This window comes from Clostridium sp., from assembly GCF_016650095.1.
GTDB lineage: Bacteria > Bacillota > Clostridia > Clostridiales > Clostridiaceae > Clostridium_AD.
The window spans coordinates 1-9,154 of sequence record NZ_JAENWL010000120.1; the positions used below are offsets into that span (position 1 = coordinate 1).

General features: G+C 27.4%; 9 protein-coding genes and 1 pseudogene. 3 read left to right on the forward strand and 7 right to left on the reverse strand.

Going from position 1 to position 9,154, the window contains the following annotated elements; all coding sequences use genetic code 11:
• Both JJE11_RS08915 and JJE11_RS08920 read right to left on the reverse strand, forming a co-directional pair.
• Positions 1-228, reverse strand: a pseudogene (locus JJE11_RS08915) (hypothetical protein); the annotation flags it as partial.
• Between the two features lie 268 nt (positions 229-496).
• Positions 497-649: a hypothetical protein gene (locus tag JJE11_RS08920; RefSeq protein ID WP_291634706.1), complete on the reverse strand. Its 153-nt coding sequence runs from the start codon at positions 647-649 to the stop codon at positions 497-499.
• A 121-nt stretch (positions 650-770) separates the two neighbouring features.
• Here JJE11_RS08920 and JJE11_RS08925 point away from each other — a divergent pair, with 121 nt between their 5' ends.
• The gene (locus tag JJE11_RS08925; protein ID WP_291634708.1) at positions 771-2,369 is read left to right on the forward strand and encodes a recombinase family protein; all 1,599 of its coding nucleotides are present in this window, start codon (positions 771-773) and stop codon (positions 2,367-2,369) included.
• Between the two features lie 243 nt (positions 2,370-2,612).
• Here the strand turns inward: JJE11_RS08925 and JJE11_RS08930 are convergent, their stop codons facing one another.
• Entirely contained in the window at positions 2,613-3,743 is a 1,131-nt protein-coding gene (locus JJE11_RS08930) for a D-alanyl-D-alanine carboxypeptidase family protein (RefSeq protein ID WP_291634710.1), read from the reverse strand.
• 127 nt (positions 3,744-3,870) lie between these two features.
• Between JJE11_RS08930 and JJE11_RS08935 the strand changes: the two genes are divergently transcribed.
• Together JJE11_RS08935 and ytfJ are read left to right on the forward strand one after the other, a co-directional pair.
• Positions 3,871-4,443, forward strand: a complete 573-nt coding sequence (locus tag JJE11_RS08935; RefSeq protein WP_291634712.1) for a DUF2953 domain-containing protein — start codon at positions 3,871-3,873, stop codon at positions 4,441-4,443.
• Positions 4,436-4,858, forward strand: a complete 423-nt coding sequence (ytfJ, locus tag JJE11_RS08940) for a GerW family sporulation protein (protein WP_291634715.1) — start codon at positions 4,436-4,438, stop codon at positions 4,856-4,858. Before JJE11_RS08935 ends, ytfJ begins: the two co-directional genes overlap by 8 nt.
• Positions 4,859-4,976: 118 nt before the next feature.
• On the opposite strand, the gene scpB is transcribed toward ytfJ, so the two are convergent.
• The 4 genes from scpB to JJE11_RS08960 all read right to left on the reverse strand — a co-directional run bounded on the left by scpB (position 4,977) and on the right by JJE11_RS08960 (position 8,857).
• Entirely contained in the window at positions 4,977-5,570 is a 594-nt protein-coding gene (scpB, locus tag JJE11_RS08945) for an SMC-Scp complex subunit ScpB (protein WP_291634717.1), read from the reverse strand.
• A 1-nt stretch (position 5,571) separates the two neighbouring features.
• Entirely contained in the window at positions 5,572-6,312 is a 741-nt protein-coding gene (locus JJE11_RS08950; RefSeq protein ID WP_291634719.1) for a segregation/condensation protein A, read from the reverse strand.
• A gap of 213 nt (positions 6,313-6,525) precedes the next feature.
• A complete protein-coding gene (locus JJE11_RS08955; RefSeq protein ID WP_291634721.1) occupies positions 6,526-7,707 on the reverse strand; it encodes a D-alanyl-D-alanine carboxypeptidase family protein in 1,182 nt (393 codons plus the stop codon).
• 271 nt (positions 7,708-7,978) lie between these two features.
• Complete coding sequence (locus JJE11_RS08960) at positions 7,979-8,857, reverse strand: tyrosine recombinase (protein WP_291634723.1); 879 nt, start codon at positions 8,855-8,857, stop codon at positions 7,979-7,981.
• Positions 8,858-9,154: the final 297 nt, after the last annotated feature.

Consider the following 9,154-nt stretch of genomic DNA (forward strand, 5'->3'; position numbering starts at 1 on the left):
ATTCATGTCTTCTAAATTCATGTCTTTAAATATATTACCCATTTGCTCATTTAAGTTTTCGATATCCTCTGAGGATATCCCAGCTTGTTGCATCAATTGATCCATAACTGGTACTCCCCTCTTTTTAGCACACTCTATACATAAAGCTAAAGTTTCAGTTTTACCATTTTCAATTTTTGATGTTAATATCATGGCTATATTTTTTTTACATATTTCGCATAACTTCATATAAATCATCTCCATATTTCATGTTAGGCATATGAAAATAAATAACTTGTTATTTATTTTCATGCACCTCATATCGGGTATTATCATAGTATATCATTTTTTAATAGAATTTGTTCAGTATATTCAGATTGTTTGTTTTTTATTACTAAAATACACCCCTAATTATTTTAAAACTTTCCTTAAAACTTTCCCTTTTCTATTTAATTCTACTTTTGTACATATATTCCTCCTCAAAAACAGTACCATTTATGTCAAAACATCAAATAACTTAGGTAATCAATAATTTTTCTATTAATTCGTTTATTTCTTGTAATGAAAACTCTGAAGCTATTATTTTTGCAACAGTCCGTGTATATTGTTCATTCAAAAGTTTGGATTCTCTTTTGTTTAATTCTAAAAGAATCGTAGAGTTAATCTTCATTTACAATCCCCCAAATAAGCTAATATATTATAGTATGCAGTTTTAATCACAGTGTTACAATCATATATTTAAATAAATGCTTTTATCAAACTTTCAAATCAATTATTAAGGAGCAAATAAATTGAAGATTGCTGCTATATACTCCAGAAAATCAAAGATCACAGGAAAAGGCGAATCAATAATAAACCAAATTGAACTATGTAAGTATGAAGGTACTCATTTAGGAATTGAAAAGTTTATAATATACGAAGATGAAGGTTTTTCAGGAAAAAATATTAAAAGACCTCAGTTTCAAAAAATGCTGATTGATGCAAAGGAAAAAAAATTTCATACCCTCATCTGTTATAGACTAGATAGAATAAGTAGAAATATCTCTGATTTTACTAACCTTATAAATGATTTAGAAATTTTACACATAAGTTTTGTAAGTGTTAATGAACAATTTGATACGTCAACACCTATGGGCCGCGCCATGATGTATATTGCCTCTATTTTTGCGCAACTCGAACGTGAAACTATTGGTGAACGAGTTAGAGACAATATGTTAGAGCTCGCTAAAAGTGGAAGATGGCTAGGAGGCCAAACTCCCTTGGGATACGAAAGTAAAAAACTATCCTATTTAGATGCTGAATTTAAGGAAAAAATAATGTATACATTATCACCTATAAAAAAAGAATTAGATGTAGTAAAAATTATTTACGACAAATATTTACAGTACAGGTCTATTAGTCAGGTTTTTATATTCGTTTTTAAAAAGAATATTAAAACAAAAAATGGGTCAGATTTTAATAAAAAAAGAATTCAGCTTATATTAAGAAATCCTCTCTATGTTAGAGCAAATGAAGCTGTTATGAATCATCTTGAAGCTATTGGAATGAATGTAACGGGTGCAGCTAATGACAAACATGGCATTCTAACTTATAACAAAAGTAAAGGGGCTAAAATTAAGCGAGATATAACAGAATGGATAGCTGCTGTTTCGACTCATGACGGAATTATTGATCCATCCCAATGGCTTAAAGTTCAAAAATTATTAGATACAAATAAAAATAAAGCGCCAAGGCTTGGAACCTCAGCGGCAGCATTACTTACTGGGACTTTAAAATGTTCTAAATGTGGTAAAAGTATGATTGTTAAACATGGTCATATTAGTTCAAAAACAAATAAAAAAATCCAGTATTATGTTTGTAGCACTAAAGATTATTCAAAAGGCGTCCGATGTAATAATCCTAATATCCGAGTAGATGAACTTGAAGCTAAAACTATAGATAATTTAAAAAACATTACTGTTGACAAAAATATTTTGATAGAAGAGTTGAATAAAATTAAATCAGAAATGGATAATAATAATTTTCTGCAATCTGAACTGGAAAACTTGGCAGAACAAATAAATACAAAACAAGCCCAGATAAATATTCTAGTAAATCAGCTATCTTTTGAAAATGAAATATCAAAATATATAAAACCTCAAATTTTGAAATTAGGAAATGAATTAGATATCCTTAATTCTAAATATGAAAACTTAAGAGCTACTTCTCATAAATGTAAAAGTGATAATCAAAGTATAACTAAATTTGCGTATGCTTTAAATAACCTTTCATCTATTGCCGATGTCTTAGATTTCAATAATAAGCATTTGTTAATTAATAATGTTTTAGAATCAATATATTGGGATGGTGATAAAGGCATTGTAAAAATTAATCTTATGTCTTTGAAATGAGACATTAAACTGCTTATCGCAGTTTAGTGTCTCTAGGACAATATTCACTTCCTACATCAATACAATCATAGGGCTCATAACTCATTAATATAACCTCCTCAAGTACTCTACTATTAAAATATTTAAAAGCATAAAAATTGTTACAATTTAAAGAGAATTACTTCAATATCTAAAAAATATCTACCTAACATTTAAATAGACTTTTAATATTTTAAATAAATAAATGATTCGAAAATGACCTTTTTATTTACTATGAATAATTAAACCTACAAATTTATTGAATTTACTTCTAAAATCATTTTTCCTTTCAACAGTTTTCTTAGCTATTAGAGCCTCCGTATACAACAGCTTATTGTTTGCATATACTTCTACTCTTCCTAGCTTTTCTCCGCCTTGTACTGGAGCAGAAACTTCATATAGGGGTTTTTTAATTTTAACTTCAATTTTATCATCGTTATTCACTGGAATTATGATATCTTTTCCACTTATTATATCAACATTATCTCTTCCATTTTTAATGTTAAGGTGTTCTAAGGTTTCTCCTTTGCTAACTAATTTTTTATATTCAAAATTTTTCTCAACATACTTGCATATTTTTTCTGTTTCTTTCCATCTAGGGGTACAATTTAAAGTTATTATAATAACATCTCTATTTTGAATTTTAACAGAAGTTACTAGGCATTTACCCGCCTTTCCAGTAAAACCGGTTTTTACTCCTGTGGAATTTGGCAAAAGATATAGAATTTTATTTATATTATGATAACTCCTGGTAAAATTGTACTCTTTAGCATCAATATCTTTAGAGCTTACTATGTCATTAAATAGTTTTATTTCTTTCGCCTTTGCAGTAATCAAAGCTAAATCATATGCTGTAGAATAATGATTTGTACTATCCAATCCATGTGGTGACTCAAAGTTGCTATTCAATAATCCAAGTTCTAATGCATATTCATTCATAAGCTTTAAATACTCATCAACACTCCCACTTATTCCTTCTGCAATTGCAATTGCTGCATCATTTCCAGACCTTAACATAAGTCCATATAATAACTCTTTTAGAGTTATTTCTTCACCTTTTTTTAACCCTATTTCTGATCCACGTATAGATGCTGCCTTTTCTGATATAGTAATTTTCTTGTTTAAATCTCCACATTTAATTGCAACAAGTGCGGTTATAATCTTTGTAGTACTAGCAATTTCAATTGGAGTATATGCATTTTTTTCATATAAAACAATTTTAGAATCGCAGTCCAACGCTATAGCACTTATGGCATTAACATATATATCATCAGCATAAACATTTTGAGCTAATGATGCGAATAAAAAAAATAAGCTTAAAGTTAACGATAAAAATATTTTAAATTTCTTTTTCATAACCTCACCTCTTCAAAATATTAGGAATTATATTGTTAATACTAAAATAAAGGTAAATATATATTGATTGATTTTTTTATCTCTTTTTGGGCATAATAACAATTATTAGATAAACTGGGAGGTTAAAATGTTTAAAGCAATTATAGTGTTTTTATTAATGCTAGCAATTATATTATTTCCAATCCCTCTAAAAATAACTCTTAAATACTCAAACAAAGTTTTGGAAATTTACGTATATAATAAAAAATTAAACTTAAATAACCTCTCAAAAAAAGATTTAAAAAATAATATAAAATCTAAGTCAAAACCTAGTCTCTTTAAAGATTTTACTTTAAGAGATATAAATCTAATTATTTATAAAATTAAAAACTTAAAATTTAAGCCTACATTAACTTTGAACACTAAAGTAGAGTATGGATTTGATGATGCTGCTTTTGTAGCTATCTTATTTGGCTTAATTAATTCAGCTTTTAGTCTTTTTTATTTGCAATTAATAAAATTTGTTAAACTTAAAAAAATAGATTTTAAAATAATCCCTAATTTTAGAGAAAATTATTTTTATATGGAAATCTCGAGTATAATTTATGCCAGTTTAGCAAAAATTATTTATATAATATCTATAATGTTAATTTGTTTTATACAAATAAAGAATAATAAACCAAGTATGAAAAAATATGAAGGAGGAAATTTACATGGATAACCACCCAATTGAAAATTTAATGAGGACCACTATGGAAAGTATAAAAGATATGATAGATGTAAACACCATTGTAGGAAACCCTATAGAGTCACCAGATGGCACTACAATTATCCCTATTTCAAAAGTATGTTTTGGTTTTGCATCTGGGGGTAGTGAATTCAATAGTATTAAAACATCTGCCACAAGCACTAACTATCCTTTTGGTGGTGGCTCTGGAGCTGGAGTCACTGTTAAACCCGTTGCGTTTTTAGTTGTCAAAAATGATTCAATAAGACTTTTACCTGTAGATCAGCAAAATACATATGATAAAATCGTTGATACAGTACCACAAATTATCGATATTATTAAAGATATGTTTAAAGATAAATGTGATAAGCATACAGACCATGAAGCTAAAGAAAAATATGATGAATAATTACAAAAGTTTTTAGATAAAAATATAAACACACACATAATAAATTTCCCCTTTGGAAAAACTTATTATGTGTGTGTTTAATAACTGTATACATAAAACAGTTTTTAAAAATTTCTAATCATCTTTCCTTTTCATCATTTGGTTGCAAATTTTCTTTATTAAAATCTTCTAAAGAAGGCATTTGTCCTAGAGTTTGGAAATCAAAATGTTTAAGAAATTCATCGGAAGTTACATAAATAATTGGTCTTCCAGGAACATTTTTTCGCCCACTTTCTATAATCAGTTTTTTTTCTGATAAGGTATAGATAGCCCTATCGCTCTTAACTCCTCTTATGTCCTCAATTTCCATTCTCGTTATGGGTTGCTTGTATGCGACAATTGCTAGAGTTTCAAGTGAGGCCTGTGAAAGTGATTGCCTGATATTTGTTTTTAATAGTTTTTGAACATATTCACTATTACAAGGTTTTGTAACAAATTGATATTCATCATTAGTTACTATAATTTTAATTCCTCTGTGCTCTTCTTCATATTTTGTTCTTAATTCATTTGTTAGTTGCCTTGTAAAATCAATGCTACATTCCAATATATTTGCCATTTCAGTTAGCTTTAATGATTCTCCAGTAACGAACAACAGGGACTCAATAATAGAGAAATATATATTTTTAGTAGAACCATCTTCAATCTCTAATTTTTTAATGTTAATTTCATTCATATTAATTTACCCTTTCTAAGTATATATCTTTAAAATTACTTTCTTGAATTACTCTCACACTTCTAATCTTAATAAGTTCAAGTAATGCTAAAAACGTAATAATAACTTCTAATTTAGATGAATATCCATATATTAACTTTGTAAAATGGACCCTTCCAAATGAATCAATCTTTTGTTTCAATTCTTCCATTTTATCTTCTATTTTATATTCTTCCAACGTGATTTTTTTGTCTATAATATTATCAGTATTCATTTTATTTATATAATCTTTCATTAAACCATTATACAAATTATATAAATCAAGCATTGTAATATTTTTCATAAAATCAATTTGTTTAGTGTTTTTAGTATCTTCTTCTATTATTTCTGGTTTCTTACTAAGCATTATACCTGCGCTTTGTTCCATCATCTTTAAATTTTCAGCTATAATTTTATATTTTCTATATTCAATTAATTTATTTAATAATTCCCGTTCTACATCATTTTCATCATCCGTAGAATTCTCCTCTTTATTTTTAGGCAACAAATATTTGGATTTTATTTCAATTAAAGTAGCCGCTATAACAATGAACTCTGATGTCACCTCTAAATCCATTTCCTTCATGCTTTTAAGATATTCTAAATACTGATTTGTGATTTCATAAATATTAATATCATAAATATTCATCTCATTTTTCTTAATAAGATGAAGTAGCAAGTCAAATGGTCCTTCAAAATTAGTTATTTTTATACTTAATGGCATGTACTCTCTCTCCTAAACAAACAATTAATTATAAAGAAATATAATATTTTATAATTTCTTTATATCATGTATTTTAAGTATAATGCATCTTCAAAAAAATAACTAGTCAGTATAATATTTTAATAGGAAAAATACACTATATTATAAAATATTATAGCCTCTAAGCAAAAAATCATTGCCTAGAAGCCATATTATAACTATATAAATATAAGATTAGATTGCTTTATCAAATAAGTCTATAAAATTATTTTTGATATTATCCCATAATCTAGATTTTTTAATATCTCTATCACTATAGATAATAATCTTACCACATAATTCTTTATCAACATATATTTCACAAAATCCTATTGCTACATCCTTTTTATACTCATTTAAATCTGCTTTTAAAATAATCTTTTTAGTAATTTCATTTTTCTTACCTCTTTCAAGAGTTATAAGAAAATCTTCTTGAGCTTTAGCAATAAGGAACTTATCGCCTTTTTTATTTAAAATTACTTTTTCTAACTCTTCATTTTTAACTATTACTTTCTTAGTTTCAAATTTAGAGAATCCATAATTCATTAACATACTAGCATCTCTATTTCTTATTGTATAAGTTGGAGCACCCATAATTATTGCAAGCATTCTTACATCGCTACGCACCGCAGTTGCAGATATACAATATTTTGCTTCATTTGTAAAACCAGTTTTTAGCCCATCACATCCCTCAAAAAATCTAACAAGCTTATTATGATTAACAAGACCTATAGGGCTCTTTCTACCCTCAGAAATAGTTTCCATGTATGTTCCCGAATATTTTAATATTTTAGGATGTTTTAATAACTCTCTAGACATAATTGAAATATCATAGGCAGTTGTGAAATGTCCTTCTGCACTTAATCCAGTGCAGTTTTTAAAACTAGTATCTTTCATATTAAGACCTTTTGCTCTTTCATTCATCATATTCACAAAAGCACCTTCACTGCCTCCTAAATATTCTCCCATAGCCACTGCTGCATCGTTACCTGATGCAATTGCAATACCTTTTAATATTTCTTCAACGGTTCTGACTTCACCAGTATCAAGTATCATACTGCTTCCACCCATTTTTTTCGAGTTTTCACTTATAGTTATTTTATCTTGTAATTTGATTTTTCCAGAGTCTATTGCTTCCATAGCGAGTAGCATCGTCATTATTTTAGTTACTGAAGCCGGTGCAAATTTCTCATGAGAATTTTTTTCGTAAATTATTTTTCCACTAGATGGTTCCATTAGTAGTGCTGACTTTGCGTCTACTACAATACCTTTATCATCATTTTTTTCTCCTTCTGCATTTGCTGATATACTAAAAAGCTGTGTGGTAAAAATTAGTGATAAAATTAAACATAATACACTTTTTATGCTTCTTTTCATATATATCCTCCTCATATTCCTTTCCGCTAAACAACAATTTTAAGTGCTGTTTGCCTTGTTCAAAATTTATAACATTATTTTTACCAATTCACATTAATATTATCACTATTTATTTATAATAAATAAAAAAACTTTTTTTCATGTCTATTCTATACACATCCCATCTTTTCTTTATTAAACATAAAAATACCCTATAGAGTAGACTTTTTTCTGTAGTCTACTCTATAGGGTAAAGATTACTATTTTCTTATATAAATTTAGGTAATATACCTTATGCTCTTGGATGAGTGCTTTTGTAAATTTTCGCTATTTTGCTTTTCTTACATATAGTTGAATAAATTTGGGTTGTAGACATACTATTATGCCCTAATAATTCTTGAACTGCTATTATGCCAGCACCATTTTGCAATAAATGTACCGCAAATGAGTGTCTCAGTGTATATGAGTTTATTGTTTTATTAATATTAGTCATTTTAGCATACTCTTTAATAATTTTCCAAAATCCCTGCCTAGTCATTTTATCACCCTTTACATTTAAAAAAAGCAAACTTAGATTATTCGCGTTTATTTCAAATCTAATCTTTAAATACTGTGATAGACATCTAACCGCATGAGCCCCTATAGGAATTATTCTTTCATTTGTCTTACCATTATTGCATCTTATGTATAACAATTCTAAGTTAATATCATATACTGTTAGACTTAAAAGTTCTGAAACTTTTATGCCTGTGGCATACATGAGTTCCAACATTGCTTTATCTCTACTCCCTTTAAGCGTTGTTTCTTCTGGTTGATTTAATAATTCATCTATCTCCTCAACTGATAGAATTTGCGGTATATTTCGCTTGATTTTTGGAATAGAGAAGTAGGCTGTTGGGTCGTTTTGAGCAAAATTGTTTTTAATAAGATACTTATAGTAATTCCTAATAGAAATTATACTTCTTGCTATAGAGCTATTTGCACAACCTTCTTTTCTAAGCTGCTCAGAATATGCCCTTATTGTTATGTTATCAACTATTTCTACAGTTTCATTTCTATCTTTCGTAAATTCAATGAATCGTTTAACATCCCTTGTATAAGCTTCAACAGTGTTTCTTGTTAGTTTATTATTTATTAAATTGTCGATATAGTTCGCTAGTAAATTACTCATATTTTCTCTCCCATATTATAGAGAATATTAATATATATATAGCTTATTAAATTTCAAAAAATAAATAGAATATTCGTACATAATTATAAACTAATTTATAGTTATTATCAACTAATTTGTAAACAACTATACTGTTCTTGTAAATTTTTGTATTATTAATTAAGTTTTGAAGTAAGTAATCAACAGTTTTAGGCAAGAAAATTCCAATTACTAATAAAATGATAAAGCATTTTATTGTTAACATTACAAAGCGCCATAAATCCTTATTCTTCATTTAATTACTTCCCCAAATTATTA